We start from the raw sequence: 14,733 nt of genomic DNA, 5'->3' as shown, positions 1-14,733 counted from the left end.
ATTTCTTAATTTTAGAGGTGATACCGAGATGAAGACTTCATATCAAGCACAAAATGACTATTACAATGCTGCATCACTCATGGACATTTGTATAGGTAATACAAACGCTTCACAAAATACACAGCAGCGTAATTCACATCGAGTTTTTCATCGAAGAGATAGCTTATTCTTAGCAGGTGATCATTTTGAAGGGATCTATATTTTACGTTCAGGCTCTGCTAAATCGTTTATTACCTCTAGGGAAGGGGAGGAACATATAACAAGATTTTATTATCCTGAGGATATGTTAGGAGTCGATGGGTTTGATGGACATAAACATAGCCAAACCGTGTGTTTTCTTGAAACCAGCAGTGTGTGTTTGATAAAAGAATCGCGACTAAATAATTTGATAAATACAAACACTGTGTTTCGTAATGGATTATTGCAATCGATGAGCCATACCTTAGCCTGCGACAGTTCCATGATGATGTGTTTAAGTACCTGTTCTAGCGAACAAAAGATAACTAGATTTTTGCTCGATTTATCTATTGGCTTTGCTGAAAGAGGCCTGTCAGGCAGTGAATTTATGTTAAGCATGACACGCACTGATATAGCTAATTATTTAGGAATGGCGATAGAAACTGTGAGCCGTATTTTTGCCAGTTTGCAACAAAGAAATATTATTGCCGTTAAGCTTCGATATTTGTGTATTTTGGACTTTGAGGAATTAAACTGTAGTGTTGCCATAGACATTTGTTCTCAACCTATTTCGGTCGGTCACATCCTAAAAAAGTAAAACATGCAACGAACTGATTCAAAGGTGGCAACACCGCTTTGCCAAATTTAATTAAATTTAGATTGTGACAATCAATAATAAATTTGATGTTAATCAATACTCGGCACTTACATTTTGCTTAAATACTGGGATTAAATATACCACACAAACGGTTACGCGTAACCAATTAAGCATAACTCATGGACTTTATAGCCCTAAACCTACTTATATCTGCATATAGATATTAAAGATATTAAATAATCACACATCACCTATTTGGAGTCGATACATGAAAAATTACCAACGCATATTAGTGGCTATTGATGTTTATTCTGAATATGACCAAGTGCTCAAAAAAGCCTTATCTGTCGTCAAAGATCCTAGTCATCTTCATATTGTTTTCGTGACTTTGCCTACCACTTATTTTCAACCGTATATTAGTGCAGTAGGCGGTGATTATGTTGCAGATATACATAATCAAGCGAAACATCGCTTAGATGACATTGGCAAAAATAATAACATTCCAATAAAACAACTTTATTTACCTACAGGCAATGCAGCTGAGGAAATTCACACCTTAGCAAATGAGATTAATGCAGATCTCATTGTTATCGGTACGCATGGTCGCAGCGGTATTAAACTATTGTTGGGCTCAACAGCCAATTCGGTTCTACATGTTGCAAAGCAGGATGTATTAGCTGTCAGGATCATTTAAATTAAAGCCAAACTGAAATGTATTTAACCAAACAGCAAAGGTATGCAACGTTATCCATTATTCTTCATTGGATCATGTTCTTGTTACTCGTTGTGGTTTACAGCTGCATAGAACTAAGAGAAATTTACCCAAAAGGAAGTGAGCCAAGAGACAACCTTAAAACTTGGCATTTTATGCTAGGGCTTAGTGTGTTCGTTTTGGTATGGGTAAGACTTATCGCAAGGTGGGTAACACAAACACCTAAGATCCATCCTCCTATAACTAAATGGCAGAAGTTGTTAGCGAAAGCTTTTCATTTTGGTTTATACATATTGATGATCTGTAAGCCAATCGCAGGTTGGCTTATTTTAAGTGCTGAAGGAAAGCCTATTCCTTTCTTTGGTTTGAATTTACCTCCATTAATTGCTGAAAATGAAGTGTTATCAGAAACAATCGAACAAGTGCATAAGACGGCGGGCACTATTGGTTATTATCTTATTGGTTTGCATATGTTTACGGAGTTTTTTTCATCATTACATACAACAAGATAATACTTTGCGGCGCATGTTTATCAGGTCTAATCCTTAGTCAAAGCAATAAACATTGGATTACAGCTACTATGTGCCCCCATATTTTATTCTCAAAAGAGACTAATCCAACACACCCAACTTTCTCATAATTGTTATCATAGGACACCAGTTTGTAAATATTGACTTAATTAGATTTGCCGAAATAAACATCATAAAATATATCTAATTAGCATGCACAAAATATGTCAGTGCCAGCGAAACTAAAATCATGATCCCAGCGACCAATCTCAAGCCTTGATTAATATTCATTTTACATCGCATTTTATATTAGATAATCCTAATATAAATCAAATTGGATTCAACAAACTTGGATCTAGATCAAATTAAAGACAATGCTTCTGAGGCGGAATCATTCTTAAAAATGATAGCGAATAAAAACAGGTTAATGATTTTATGCAGCCTAGTTGATAAAGAATGTTCGGTAAACGAGTTAAATCTATCAGTACCTCTTACGCAGTCAGCACTGTCTCAGCATTCAGCCGCACTGAGAAAAGCAGGAATGGTATCAACACGACGTCAGGCGCAATCAATTTTTTACACGTTTTCAGATGTCAGAGTGAAACAAATAATTGAGAAAATGTATGAATTATTCTGTGTTACCGAATAGTTGAAGGATATGAAAAAACATCCAATAGATAAACTCGTTGCCTATTCATTGAAAGGTGGATTTCCTCAATTTGTATTTATTGTTGATATATTTTTAGGGGCTATTGCGCTCACTTATACGCCACGTGAGGAAGGGCCACAGATAGTGGTGCCAATGATTGATGTATGGGTGGATGTGCCTAATCTATCTGCTCGTCAGGTTGAACGACAAGTTACCGTTCTACTAGAAAAACTGCTCAAACAAGTCCCCTGCATTGAACACATTTACTCTGCATAACACGATGGAACGTTAAAAGTCACCCTACGGTTTAATGTTGGCGAAGACAGAGAACGGGCGTTAATCAACACCTATAACAAATTGCATTCTAATCAAGACAGAATCCCCAACGTGGTAGCTAATTAGATTGTTAAACCCATTGAAGTTGATGATGTTGCAATACTGATGGTTGGGCTTTATAGCACCTCACCTGATCTCTATTCTGATTATGAACTTCGCAGAATGGCACAAGAAGTGTCGACTGTTATTCAAAGTCTGCCCAATACCAGTGAGGTCAACATAGTAGGTGGCCGCTCAAGATCGATACAAGTATTGCTTGATTTACAGGCACTTGCTGCCCGTCAAACCAGTGTCATGAATGTGGTGGATGCTCTGGCGCAATCGAATCAGCTCACTAGGCATGACGAATTATCGCTGGGACAAAATACTCTGGTGATTGAGTCTGGAGATGTCATCCGTGATTTGCATTCGTTAAATAACATTGTGGTTAACGTCATCAATGGAAAAATGGTATTGCTAAAAGACATTGCCGAAATTCGTGATGGGCCTTCCGAGCCTAAAAGTTACCAGTGGTTAGAATTTGCAAATGAAACGAATACTTCACTAAGCCAATAGTAGAATCGATTCAGGCTGGTATTAAAGCGAGAGAAGCGACCTTGTTATCCAGCCAAATCTTGGCTCGAATTAAAAACATTCATGTAAGGGCAGGGAACAACGTACAAAAAGGTCAGTTACTGGTTACGCTTGAAAGCGAGGGGCTAAAAGCACAGCTAGCTCAATCAATCGCTATGGTAGATGCTTCACAAGCCATGTTAACTGTAACAAAGGTCAATTTTGAACGCGCTCAAACACTAAAAGAAAAAGGCTTAGTCTCACAAAGTGAACTTGATGTGGCGGTGACAAATTTTAGGCGTTATGGATCAGAACTGGTGGCAGCAAATCAACGCAAACAAGCGGCACAAACTGCCCTTGAATATAGTAAAATAAACTTACCTTTTTCAGGCGTAGTGGTTGAGAGATCTGCTGAACCAGGAAATATGGCATCACCAGGCCAATTGCTTTTGTCTTTGTACGACCCATTAACCCTACAAATTGAAGCTGATGTTCGTGAATCATTGGCAACCCAGCTCGATATAGGTCGAAAAATAACAGTTAAGGTAGACTCTTTAGGTAAAGAGATTAATGCCATTATTGTTGAGATTGTGCCTGCCGCCGATCCTAATGCACGCTCATTTTTGGTGAAAGCAGGAATAGAATTTGATTCTAATCTAAGGCCTGGCATGTTTGCCAGAATGTTAATAAAAGATGGCACTAAAGAGGTATTGTCGGTCCCAGTGGATTATGTGAAAAGTTTTGGCCAACTTGATATGGTGTGGTTATTAAAAGATGGCAATTTAAGCCGACGCTTTGTGCAGTTAGGAAAATATCAACTTAATCAGGTAGAAATTGTTTCGGGTCTCAATTCAGGTGACATACTGGCTTTGAGCGCTAATTAAAGAATATATAAACTTTCAGGAATTTATTATGCTAAAAACACTTCCGCAGTTGCTTCAGCAAGCGAAACAAAACGTACAACTTTTAACCGCAAAAAAAGCAGCCCAAGAAATCAGTCAAAACCACGGTTTACTGATAGATGTTAGAGAGTCAGCTGAACACTTTGCTTCCCCTGCTGTTGGCGCTATCAATATTCCCCGAGGGGTGCTTGAAATGAAAATATTAGAAATTGAAAAAGACCCAGAACGTCCAATCTATTTGCATTGTGCTTCATCGCTACGTGCTACGTTAGCAGCGGAACAATTGGCCAGAATGGGTTATACAAATGTGAATGTCATCACTTGTCGAATGGAAGAAGTACTTAACATGGCCCAGTACTCACAGTAGATTTTCATATCCATAGCTATGATCAAGGGTCCATATCCACCTGGAAAAGCCACCAATGCCGGGCTCTGAGCACAAAATGTAATTTACGAATGGCCGACACATAAGCGCTATTGACTATTATTGCTTCTAACTTATTCTCTGTGGCTGGATCATCACAGATAAGGTTAGGTTTTTGCCATGGTAATGCTTCTTTACGACTTTTTGAGTAGCTCGGTTTTGGAATAAATAGCAGAAACTTTTGGGGGGCATTTGGATGTGATCCGCAACAAGTATGAGTTGGCTAATCATAGATGTTTTATAAGTATATATTTCATCCTTAAAATGCTGAATAGTCGATCTGTATCAATATATGATAAGACTAATACCCACACACATTAATTTCCTTCAATCTTTAATCTACAAATAAACACTAAAGGCGAAACGCTCACTGCATAATAAAATATCGATGGGGGTAGAACACATCTTGTAATTTTAGCACCCTCAAACCCATTCTTTTATTTGACCCAAATCAATAGTAGCCCATTAAAATAGCCTACTATTATTTCATGTTTTATTGCTGGAACAACAACATGAATGTTGGAGAAATATGTTCAAGAAATTTTATATATGTTTTACATCAAGACTCGGTGTTAGACGTTGCTAGAATTATGCGAGAACAACATGTTGGCTCAGTTGTGGTAGTGGATAATAATAATGGTGAAATGAGGCCTCAGGGCTTAATTACCGATCGTGATTTGGTACTTGAAGTGCTTGCTGCGAAAATAGATCCAGCGGTATTAAAAGCTGAAGACATTTTGACCAGTGAGTTAATCTGCGTCACCGAAACCCATGATGTTGAAGAGGCACTGAAATACCTACGTTATTATGGCGTTAGACGTGCTCCGGTTGTCAACGTAAACGGTGTACTAGTGGGTGTTTTTTGCATTGAAGATTCATTGGCAATACTGTCAGAGGAGTTTAGTGAACAGGTAAAATTACTCTGTAACGAACTGATTAATGAGAATACCGAATCGAAGATAATGTTGTAGTCTTTAAAGATTGACGCCCAGGTTGGTGAGTCTTTTGAACCGCGAATTTCAAATAGTTTAAAATATATACCTGATCTAGTTTCACAAATTGAATGCTCTGTATTGTTACTTTTAAAGGATAGTAAATAAAACTTGAGGTGAAGGTAGTTGTTAACAGTTTGAATTTTGATACTTAAAATGTTATTTAATTAGTTCGACTTATTGAACGTTTAAACGATAGAAACGCTAAACCTCCCCATAGAAACGTTAAACCCCATAACAATAACACTTTGTCTATTATTTGCTGGAGTGACGCGCCCATTTGATTAGCATGTACAAAAGCTTGAATAGCAGCTGTGCTTGGAAACAGTGATGTTATCCAGATAATAGGGCTTGGGATAATTTCAAGTGGCCAAATAACACCCGCAGAAAATATAAGGGGCATTGAGCTTATTAGTACAAAAAATGTAACTAATTCTCGTCTCGGTAGAATCGCTCCTAACCATATGCCAATAAAACAACTAGAGAGTAAAAAGGGGATTAAAATAGCAAATATAGTGGATATATCTGCCAACCGATTTACACCATACATTTCAAAGCTGACACCAAAATAATACAAGCTTAAAAGGACATAAATACTGCCTAAAATAAAGGTGCGTATAGCAAAAACTTTAAGTGGACTATATCGACGCCAATAGCCTTGACCTGACTTTTGTGACCCACCCATTAACCCTGCAGCCATGGCTAAGGTTTGTTGCAGGATGAGCACAAATACTGCCGGTACAACATATTGAATGTAACCCATACCGGCGTTAAACGTTGGCTTCATGTTTAATTTTACGGAAGATATATTGTTAACTGCGTAAGTCAGAGGCACATCTTCTGTTAGTAAATGAGATACCTTGATTTCTGCCGCCAGTGTGCCTCCAGCATTAGCTAATCCCTCTATTATTGTGCCGTACACTAAAAAAAAAGAGGCGTCGCCAACATAAGCCAACACCGGGCTTTTTCCAAGTAAAAAATCTTTGTAAAAATCCTCAGGAATAACAAGAATGCCGCTAATACCGTTATTGTTATGAGTTAATAGGGCATCCTTTGCAGCATCAATTGAATGATCCCTTCGCTGAACTTTAACTTGTGGTGTTGCATCAACCATTCTTTCTAATTGATAACTTGCTTGGCTTTTATCCAAATTAACAATGCTAATCTTTTGTTGTTTTGGGGTCTGATTAGCATATGGCAATGGATATAAAAATGAATAGAAAATTACGCCACCAAACACAGTTAACGCCACCGCAGAATTAGTCATTATTGCTTTCAATTCAAGCATGGCTAATGAAAGCATATTCATTTTGCAAGCTCATTGATTTGACGCTGTCTTTTTATCAAGACAACAGTCAATAATAAAGGTAATAAATAACCAAACATAGGCAGTAATTGCGTTAATGCCACAATCCATGAAGCACCATAACTAACCTGGCTGACTTGTACTTCAATATAATGGCTAATAGGTAATAAATTTCTCCATATCAGAGAGACATTATTCATATCGGTCACCGGAAATGTTATACCCATAAAGGCAAAACTGGGTGCGGTAAATGCGCCAGCTAAGCTGATTGCTCTGGCAGCATCAAAGGTTAGAAAATAGAAAAATACCCCCATGATCATACAAGCTACACATGTCACAAGCTGAGCAAAAAGTAAGACCACAAAACTGCCATGCATGGGCCACTCAAATCCTTGGTAAAACCACACTAAAAAAAGTGCACCTTGCAATAGAAAGACCGGTACATAGTAACCCAACGTTTTAATCATATGCACTATTGATGTTTCCTTTACCCAGCGCTGAGCGCCTTTGTTTGAAACATTAGCAGTGATAATTAAAACGGTGCCAGCAACAATAAAAATTTGCCATAGCGCGGGTATAATAGCGGAAACCAGGAATTGCGTATAATTGGTGTTTTTATTAAATAATGGTGTAATTTGAGTTCTAATAGTGACAGCTTTACCCATAGCACTTTGGGTTGTGGTGTCGCCATCAGCAAGGGATTTTAATACATCTATTTGAGCATTAGCAGTGCTTACAGCGCTAACAATGGCTGAATTAACGAGCTTGCCGACTAGAATATATTGGCTATTATAAAACACCGATATTTGTGGCGCATCAGCTCTATAAATATCTCGTTCAAACTGCGAAGGTATAACAACATATCCGTATATTTCATCGGTGACCAAGGCGTTTTTCGCTTGGCTGACATCTGAGTAGTTGCCAATAACCGCAAGAGTGGCACTGGCATCTAATTGACGAGTTATTGTTCTAGATAATTGACTATGGGATAAATCAACAACACCGATTGGCAAATTGCGGGCGCTGCCATGAAAAAATATCGCCCAAATTGAAAGGGCTAATAAAATAGGCACCCAAGTAAGACAAGATAACAGCCACTTATCTTGGTAAAAAATTTGCCATTGTTCTCGAAAACTCATCGCCATTGCCCGCTTAAATTACTTTAGAGTTCTACTACCAGACTCATACCCATACGTAAATCATCAGTTAACTCGACAGGCCTTGCTTCCACTTCAAATGTACGTAAATCAAACCCTTGTGCTGCGTCTGTTGAACGCCAAGTGGCGAAATCGCCCATTACGGCAATATGTGATACTTCAAAAGGTATTTTTTTATCTAAAGCAGGCAGATAAGCAATAAAACGCATGCCTTTTTGGAAGCTCTTGAGTAAATCTTCTCGAACATTTAATACGGCCCAAGCATCTTTTGTATCAATCACAGTGACCACTGGAAATCCTTGAGGCGCGAGTTCTCCGCTGTTTAGTAATACCTGTGAAACTTCACCATCAAACCAACTAGTTATTTTAGTGTCGGCTGCGGAAGCTTGTACTTCTGCTACCACACCGGCCGCCATTATTTCTTTCTGCTGGGCAGCAAATTTGGTTTCTTCACGAGCGCCTTCTTGAGTTAACTGATACATTTGAAATGCAGCATTCTCGGTATATTTTGCTGCAAGGCGCTGAGGTATTCGCTTCGTCACTTTTTTGTTCCGCAATGACCCCATCTTTATATAAATTATTAATACGTTGATAGGTTTTTTCCATTAATTCGGTGGCAGATTTAGCTTTTAACCATTGATCTTTTGATGCTTGAATTTCTTGGGTTCTAGCACCTTTTTCTGCTTCTTTTGCCATGGCACCTGCTGCTTTTTGCCCCGCAATGGCTTGATCTAGCTTCGCTGTAATCTCGGGACTATATAATGTAAATATCAGTTGTGATTTTTTAACTTGATCACCTTTTCGCACCAGCACTTGCTCTATGCGGCCAGGTACTTTGGAAGAAATACTATATTGCTGAGCTTGAATCTGGCCTTGAAGACGAATGGGTTGAGGTTGATACGCTCGATAAAATCGAAAACATAACCAACTGATTAACAACGCTACCAATATTAGAATAATGCTAAGTTTTAACTTTTTCATAGTGTGTATTTATTCCTGAATGTCTGTGGGTAACGCTGCAGTCTGATAATACTCAAAAGTGTTCATCTCACCACTTAACGCAAGTAGTTTAGTTAATGAGGTTAAATATTGAAATCGAGCAACAGATTGTTGTGTTTTAATACTCGATTGATTCAGTTCAGCATCCACTACATCAAGAGAATTAGACAATCCTTGTGTGAATCCTTTTTTGCGTAAACGAAGATTTTCTCTCGCTAATGCTAAACTAGAATCAAGTCCGATCACTTCTTCAATTGCTTGCTGCGCTTCAAGGTAGGTTTTTTGAACTAGAACAGTTAAATCTTGTAGAGCTTGTGCCTTTAAATATTGAACTTGATAAACAGCACTGTGTGCAGCCTTAACATTATTAGAACGACCTGAATTATCAAATAGTGGCACGCTTAAGCCTATACCAACAAACCAATCAGGTTTTAGCTCACTTGTTAATGTCTCTTCTTCGTAAAGATTATAATCACCAAATAAAAACACATCAGGATAATACTTACTTTTCTCAGCCGAGATTAAACTCCTCGCTTGTTTCTTTCTGGAGTCAAGAATATCTAGACCAGGATAGGTGTTAAGTGTTTTTTCAATAAAGCTGCTCATTTTGGGAAGAGTACTATTTATAAAGAGTGTGTCTTTTGGCAAAACAACTACGTTTTGATTTAATATTTGAGTTAGCGCAGATGAAGCAATATCCAAATCTTTTTGTGCTTTCTTGTAATCAACCTGTGCTTTATCTAGGGAAGCCTCTGCTTGCAATCGTTCAATGTGAGCCACTTGCCCTTGCTCTTCAAGCTTTATGGCAAAATCAAGATGCTGTTTAAGACCAGTCTCTACTTTTTGTCGTGTTTTCAGGACATCTTGAGCCAATAAAACCGAAAAATAATATTGGCTAAGCTCTTCAAATCTATGCTGAGTTTCCATGACAAGTTCGGCTTCAGCTTGATTAAATTGACCTTTTGCAGCATTTTGAGCTGCAGAAATTTTCCCCCCAGTATAAATGGGCCAAACCACACGAACAGAGGAGGTATAGACATCTTTACTTTCAAATGTTGATTCGAGGCCTGCAAGGCTCTCTGAAATTTGGCTTCCTAACAATGTGATATCGTCATTCAAACGGGTGTAATTAGCACCTAATGTAACGGCGGGTAAGTTAAGGTCCTTTTTACCTTCTTGTAAATACTTATAGCGCTCAACATTTGCGTGCTGGGCTGCTAAAGAATTATTACTTTTTTGCAGTAATGTCCAGGCATCTGAAAATGAAAGCAACTTTGTCGGTGCTTGAGTGGCATCTTGAGCTGCATTAAGAGGGGGAATATTCAATAAAATCATCGAAAAAAACGCCCCAAAAACAACCGTGAAATTTTCAGTTTCATGTACAGAGCAATTCCCTAAATATTGATATGTTTAATGATAATATTTCACTACTACATTTACATTATAATTTACACGAATATAGCTATAAATTCAGTATGTTAACAAGAGAGGAGTTTAATCTATTTAATTTTGAATTTCTCAGTTCAGTAATTAACCGCAGTATTAATAGTGTCCGAGTTTATAAAAGTTTGAAACTAAGTTTTAAATATTGGAACTGAATGAATGGTTGTTATGTTAAGCACTGATTTTACGACAAAGTAGACATACGAACTGACAAAAACATCCGTGTATTTTGCTACTAAATTATATCTTCAGGAACATCCTCTATTAGATGGGTTTGTGCCTCTGAATGCTCTACAAGGTCGCTTCTAGTGGAGCTCAGTGGTCAAGTCATTTAGCCTTTGTTAACTTGCCAAGAGTCATCCGCTTTCCAGTTAGATACCCACTCAGGAATATCACTACTAGGCATGGGTCGAGCAATGCCGTAACCCTGTGCCAAAACACAACCTAGTTGCAAAAGGGCAACTCCATGAGCGATGGTTTCCACACCTTCAGCAATTACATCACGCCTGAATACTTTAGCTAAACCAACGACACCTTCAACAATCGCTAAATCGTCTGCATCTTCTAACATGTCTCGGACGAAACTCTGGTCGATTTTAATCAAGTATGCTGGTAAGCGCTTTAGATAGGTGAGTGAGGAATATCCCGTTCCAAAGTCGTCTAAAGCAAAGCACACGCCAAGTTTATGACAGGTATTCATGGTCGTCGATACTTGGCTAATGTCATGCAACGCACTGGTTTCTAATATTTCCAATTCTAAATAATGCGGGGGCACTTCGGGATGTACAGCCAACAAACCTGCTAAGCGAGTTGTGAAGTTAACTTGCTGTAGTTGATAGGCACTAATATTGACGCTGATAGCTAAGTTTACTCCTATTTTTTGCCACTGGCTTATTTGGGTTAATGCGGTGTCTATAACCCATTCACCCAGTTCCAGACTAACGGCATGGCCTTCTATAGCGGGTAAGAACTCTAAAGGTGGGATTAAACCCCGAACAGGATGCTGCCAGCGAATTAAAGCTTCTACGCCTATCACTTCACCCGTGCGCATGTTGACCTTAGGTTGATAGTGAAGAACAAACTCACATTTTCCCAACGCGGAACTGATATCACCTATGCTTTGCCCAAGCGTCTTGCTCGCATTATCTTGTGCAGTATCAAAAAAATGATACCGGTTTTTACCTGATTGCTTAGCAATATACATAGCTTGGTCGGCGTGACGCATCAGAAGGTCTGCACCTACATGGTCTTGTGGATAAAAGCTTACACCTATACTAGCTGAAACTTGCATTACGGCATCACCTAAATAAACAGGATCGGAAGCGGCCTTTAGAAGTCGTTTTAATACGGGTTCACTATCTTCGATATTTCCCAAATCAACGATGACAACAATAAATTCATCGCCACCAATACGTGCCAGCGTATCACCTTCACGTAATGCTTCATTCATGCGATGTGCCACTTCAATGAGTAGTTTATCACCTACATTATGGCCGTGACGGTCATTGACAGCTTTGAAGCCATCTAAATCCATAAATGCAACGGCTAATGACTGATTGCGACGTTGACACTGCACCATGGATTGGCTTAGACGGTCTGCTAGTAATACACGGTTAGGCAAATTGGTGAGTACGTCGTAATGAGCCATTCGTTCTAGTTGCTCATGATGTTCTTTCATCAGTGTAATGTCAGTTATCAATGATACGTAGTGCTGCAAGAGACCATCAGCATCCTTCTCGGCGCTAATGGTGAGCCTTTCTAGATAGATTTCACCATTTTTACGGCAATTCCATACTTCTCCATGCCAATAGCCTTGTGTTAGCAGCGTATGACTCATTTCAGCATAAAATTCTGGTGATTGACGGCCAGAGTGAAATATCCTTGGATGTTCTCCCAACACGTCCTCTGGAGCGTAGCCAGTAATACTACTAAAAGCATCGTTGACTTCAGTGATACTGCCAGAGTCATCGGTTATTATGATCCCCTCATGGGTATGGGTGAACACGCTGGCAGCGCGTTTTAGCTTTTCTTCGGCCTGTTTTTTCAATGGCGATGCTTGCCATATTTGCGGTTTGTTCAATTACGGCAAGATCAGCTTCTGTTGGATGATTAATGTTACGGTGATAAATAGCGAAAGTGCCGAGCACTTTACCTTTTGTGGACCGTATTGGTTCCGACCAACATGCGGCCAACCCTGCCTCTTTTGCTATTTCTTTGTAGGCTACCCAGTAAGGATGAGTTTGAATATCATCAACAATTACACGCTGATTAATAAAGGCGGCTGTTCCGCAGGAGCCAACCCCTTCGCCAATCTCTATGCCATGAATCGCTTCATTATAAAAATCGGGAAGACTGGATGCTGTGCCACTTAATAGATGTTTTCCTTTATCGTCTAGTAATAAAACACTACATAACATGGCTGGGTTATCTTGCTCAACTACCTTAACAATGGCAGCCAAAATAACTGGCAACGGTTCTCCTTTCGTAATTAGCTCCAATACATGAGTGCGGGATTTCTCACGTAATTCGGCTTGTTTGCGTTCAGTGATATCAGCATGAACTCCATTCATTCTAATAGCTAAACCATTTTCATCACACAGAGAAACTCTACCTAGATCATGAACCCATCTCCACTGATTATCCCCACACTTCATTCGAAACTTGGCATCGTACACATCTGTCTCTTTACTTAAGTGTTTTTCAATAAGTTTATTTGTAGCTTCCAAATCACCAGGAGTAGCAATAGAAGCCCAATTTGTGGGTCCATCAATCACATCTGAGAATAATTCAGTATTTAATCTGAAGTCTTCATCTTCATCTTCATCTTTGTATTTTTTTTGAATTACCCATGTTTCATTCGCAATAATGCGATCTTCTTGAGGATAATAGTCCCAACAACCAATGTTTACTCCTGAGACAGCATCGCTTAAACATTTAATATTTTCCTTGTGTATTAACTGCTGTCCTTCCAAGTGATGAAGATTGGAAATATCCGTGAGTGAACTAACAATATTTCCATTATCGCCTTTGACCAACCTCATTTGAAATGTGTTTCTCTCGCTGTTATATTTAAAAAAACATTCCTGAACTGCAGATGATGCTACACATTTTTTAAAAATCGTTCTCAGCTTTTCACTTTCATCCCCAGAAAATAGATCAAATATCGAGACAGATTGAATTTCACTGACAGATAGCCTTCTGAGGATACGCTCTTGTTCATTATAGAAAATATATTTGCCTTCCAAAGGAGTAAGCTCAGCAATTCCAAAAGGCTGAAGGTTAAATATTTTGACTAATTCGACTTCTGTCATTCGACTCCCACGTTTTTCTGAACAATGTTGTTTTTTGATTTAATTATTTAAGTCAAACAAAATGTAAATGTAGAAAAATCTGCGCATAAAAAACTTGAATCGCAACATACTTCATTAAAAATATAGGGTCAATCTTTAAAGGCTGGCATCTAGTTAGTGCCCGTCCTGGTATATATGTGTAGTGCGAGCACCCCTGAAACATACTCTTAACACTACAAGATATAGTGATTTAGAATAGCTAAATACCTAGGTTTTGGAGCATCGATCTTATGTCACTGAAACGCTCTCGCCACAAGCCTATTTCAAGATGGACACTATTTAGCAAAAAATGGTTATAAAATGAACTTATGTAGCCATTTTTATCCCCTGTTTTATAGATTCAGCCAACATTGAGGCTTTGCGGTGGCATGTTGCATAAGTGCCAAGCCGCAAAGTACTGTACAGTTATATTTTTAAACGCAGCTATACCTTCTTTGATTAATTTATCTTTTAAGGTAAGTAACGCAACATTTTAAGTGGCAGTAAAAAAAAGCTTTAAGAACAGAATTACTCGTCATCAAGGATACATATGCTAGCACTAGAGTTTTTATTTCGATTTAAACGTACTCATCAGAAACAGATAAAACAGTCGCTTTGCCAATTAATACTGACTGTCTCTATGTTATG

Annotated in this window: 12 protein-coding genes and 2 pseudogenes; 8 read left to right on the top strand and 6 right to left on the bottom strand. The window is 38.6% G+C overall.

Annotated elements, in window-relative coordinates; all coding sequences use genetic code 11:
- Positions 1-28: 28 nt before the first annotated feature.
- The 8 genes and pseudogenes from C427_RS12055 to C427_RS12015 all read left to right on the top strand — a co-directional run bounded on the left by C427_RS12055 (position 29) and on the right by C427_RS12015 (position 5,830).
- Complete coding sequence (locus C427_RS12055) at positions 29-775, top strand: helix-turn-helix domain-containing protein (protein WP_007635625.1); 747 nt, start codon at positions 29-31, stop codon at positions 773-775.
- Positions 776-1,043: 268 nt separating this feature from the next.
- Positions 1,044-1,469, top strand: a complete 426-nt coding sequence (locus C427_RS12050) for a universal stress protein (protein ID WP_007635624.1) — start codon at positions 1,044-1,046, stop codon at positions 1,467-1,469.
- A gap of 17 nt (positions 1,470-1,486) precedes the next feature.
- A complete protein-coding gene (locus tag C427_RS12045) occupies positions 1,487-1,999 on the top strand; it encodes a cytochrome b (RefSeq protein WP_007635622.1) in 513 nt (170 codons plus the stop codon).
- Between the two features lie 346 nt (positions 2,000-2,345).
- Positions 2,346-2,645, top strand: coding sequence for an ArsR/SmtB family transcription factor (locus C427_RS12040; RefSeq protein ID WP_007635620.1), 300 nt, complete (start codon positions 2,346-2,348; stop codon positions 2,643-2,645).
- A gap of 9 nt (positions 2,646-2,654) precedes the next feature.
- Positions 2,655-3,536 (top strand): annotated as a pseudogene (locus tag C427_RS27515) (efflux RND transporter permease subunit).
- Complete coding sequence (locus tag C427_RS12025; protein ID WP_148285910.1) at positions 3,533-4,417, top strand: efflux RND transporter periplasmic adaptor subunit; 885 nt, start codon at positions 3,533-3,535, stop codon at positions 4,415-4,417. Before C427_RS27515 ends, C427_RS12025 begins: the two are co-directional and overlap by 4 nt.
- Before the next feature lie 28 nt (positions 4,418-4,445).
- Positions 4,446-4,802 carry a rhodanese-like domain-containing protein gene (locus C427_RS12020; RefSeq protein ID WP_007635609.1) on the top strand — a complete coding sequence of 119 codons (357 nt, stop codon included), beginning with the start codon at positions 4,446-4,448 and terminating at the stop codon, positions 4,800-4,802.
- A gap of 569 nt (positions 4,803-5,371) precedes the next feature.
- Positions 5,372-5,830 carry a CBS domain-containing protein gene (locus C427_RS12015; RefSeq protein ID WP_007635607.1) on the top strand — a complete coding sequence of 153 codons (459 nt, stop codon included), beginning with the start codon at positions 5,372-5,374 and terminating at the stop codon, positions 5,828-5,830.
- A 184-nt stretch (positions 5,831-6,014) separates the two neighbouring features.
- On the opposite strand, the gene C427_RS12010 is transcribed toward C427_RS12015, so the two are convergent.
- The 6 genes and pseudogenes from C427_RS12010 to C427_RS27505 all read right to left on the bottom strand — a co-directional run bounded on the left by C427_RS12010 (position 6,015) and on the right by C427_RS27505 (position 14,067).
- Positions 6,015-7,160 carry an ABC transporter permease gene (locus tag C427_RS12010; RefSeq protein WP_007635592.1) on the bottom strand — a complete coding sequence of 382 codons (1,146 nt, stop codon included), beginning with the start codon at positions 7,158-7,160 and terminating at the stop codon, positions 6,015-6,017.
- On the bottom strand, positions 7,157-8,296 hold the full coding sequence (locus C427_RS12005) for an ABC transporter permease (RefSeq protein WP_226991069.1): 1,140 nt from the start codon (positions 8,294-8,296) through the stop codon (positions 7,157-7,159). Before C427_RS12005 ends, C427_RS12010 begins: the two co-directional genes overlap by 4 nt.
- A 23-nt stretch (positions 8,297-8,319) precedes the next feature.
- Positions 8,320-9,295 (bottom strand): annotated as a pseudogene (locus C427_RS12000) (HlyD family secretion protein).
- 9 nt (positions 9,296-9,304) lie between these two features.
- Positions 9,305-10,648, bottom strand: a complete 1,344-nt coding sequence (locus C427_RS11995) for a TolC family protein (protein WP_015430884.1) — start codon at positions 10,646-10,648, stop codon at positions 9,305-9,307.
- A gap of 439 nt (positions 10,649-11,087) precedes the next feature.
- On the bottom strand, positions 11,088-12,803 hold the full coding sequence (locus tag C427_RS27510; RefSeq protein WP_236613696.1) for a putative bifunctional diguanylate cyclase/phosphodiesterase: 1,716 nt from the start codon (positions 12,801-12,803) through the stop codon (positions 11,088-11,090).
- Entirely contained in the window at positions 12,742-14,067 is a 1,326-nt protein-coding gene (locus C427_RS27505; protein WP_015430882.1) for a GAF domain-containing protein, read from the bottom strand. Before C427_RS27505 ends, C427_RS27510 begins: the two co-directional genes overlap by 62 nt.
- Positions 14,068-14,733 lie beyond the last annotated feature (666 nt).

The sequence above is a fragment of the Paraglaciecola psychrophila 170 genome, assembly GCF_000347635.1.
Lineage (GTDB): Bacteria > Pseudomonadota > Gammaproteobacteria > Enterobacterales > Alteromonadaceae > Paraglaciecola > Paraglaciecola psychrophila.
The sequence above is the reverse complement of the archived record's forward strand: the minus strand, read 5'-3'. Positions and strand labels throughout refer to the sequence as shown.

What these genes read in the sequence shown, in the direction of transcription:
- C427_RS12020 (WP_007635609.1), top strand. Translation starts at nt 4,446, where the DNA reads ATGCTAAAAACACTTCCGCAGTTGCTTCAGCAAGCGAAACAAAACGTA.
- C427_RS12005 (WP_226991069.1), bottom strand. Translation starts at nt 8,296, where the DNA reads ATGAGTTTTCGAGAACAATGGCAAATTTTTTACCAAGATAAGTGGCTG.
- C427_RS12010 (WP_007635592.1), bottom strand. Translation starts at nt 7,160, where the DNA reads ATGAATATGCTTTCATTAGCCATGCTTGAATTGAAAGCAATAATGACT.
- C427_RS12015 (WP_007635607.1), top strand. Translation starts at nt 5,372, where the DNA reads ATGAATGTTGGAGAAATATGTTCAAGAAATTTTATATATGTTTTACAT.
- C427_RS12050 (WP_007635624.1), top strand. Translation starts at nt 1,044, where the DNA reads ATGAAAAATTACCAACGCATATTAGTGGCTATTGATGTTTATTCTGAA.
- C427_RS12055 (WP_007635625.1), top strand. Translation starts at nt 29, where the DNA reads ATGAAGACTTCATATCAAGCACAAAATGACTATTACAATGCTGCATCA.
- C427_RS12045 (WP_007635622.1), top strand. Translation starts at nt 1,487, where the DNA reads ATGTATTTAACCAAACAGCAAAGGTATGCAACGTTATCCATTATTCTT.
- C427_RS27505 (WP_015430882.1), bottom strand. Translation starts at nt 14,067, where the DNA reads ATGACAGAAGTCGAATTAGTCAAAATATTTAACCTTCAGCCTTTTGGA.
- C427_RS11995 (WP_015430884.1), bottom strand. Translation starts at nt 10,648, where the DNA reads ATGATTTTATTGAATATTCCCCCTCTTAATGCAGCTCAAGATGCCACT.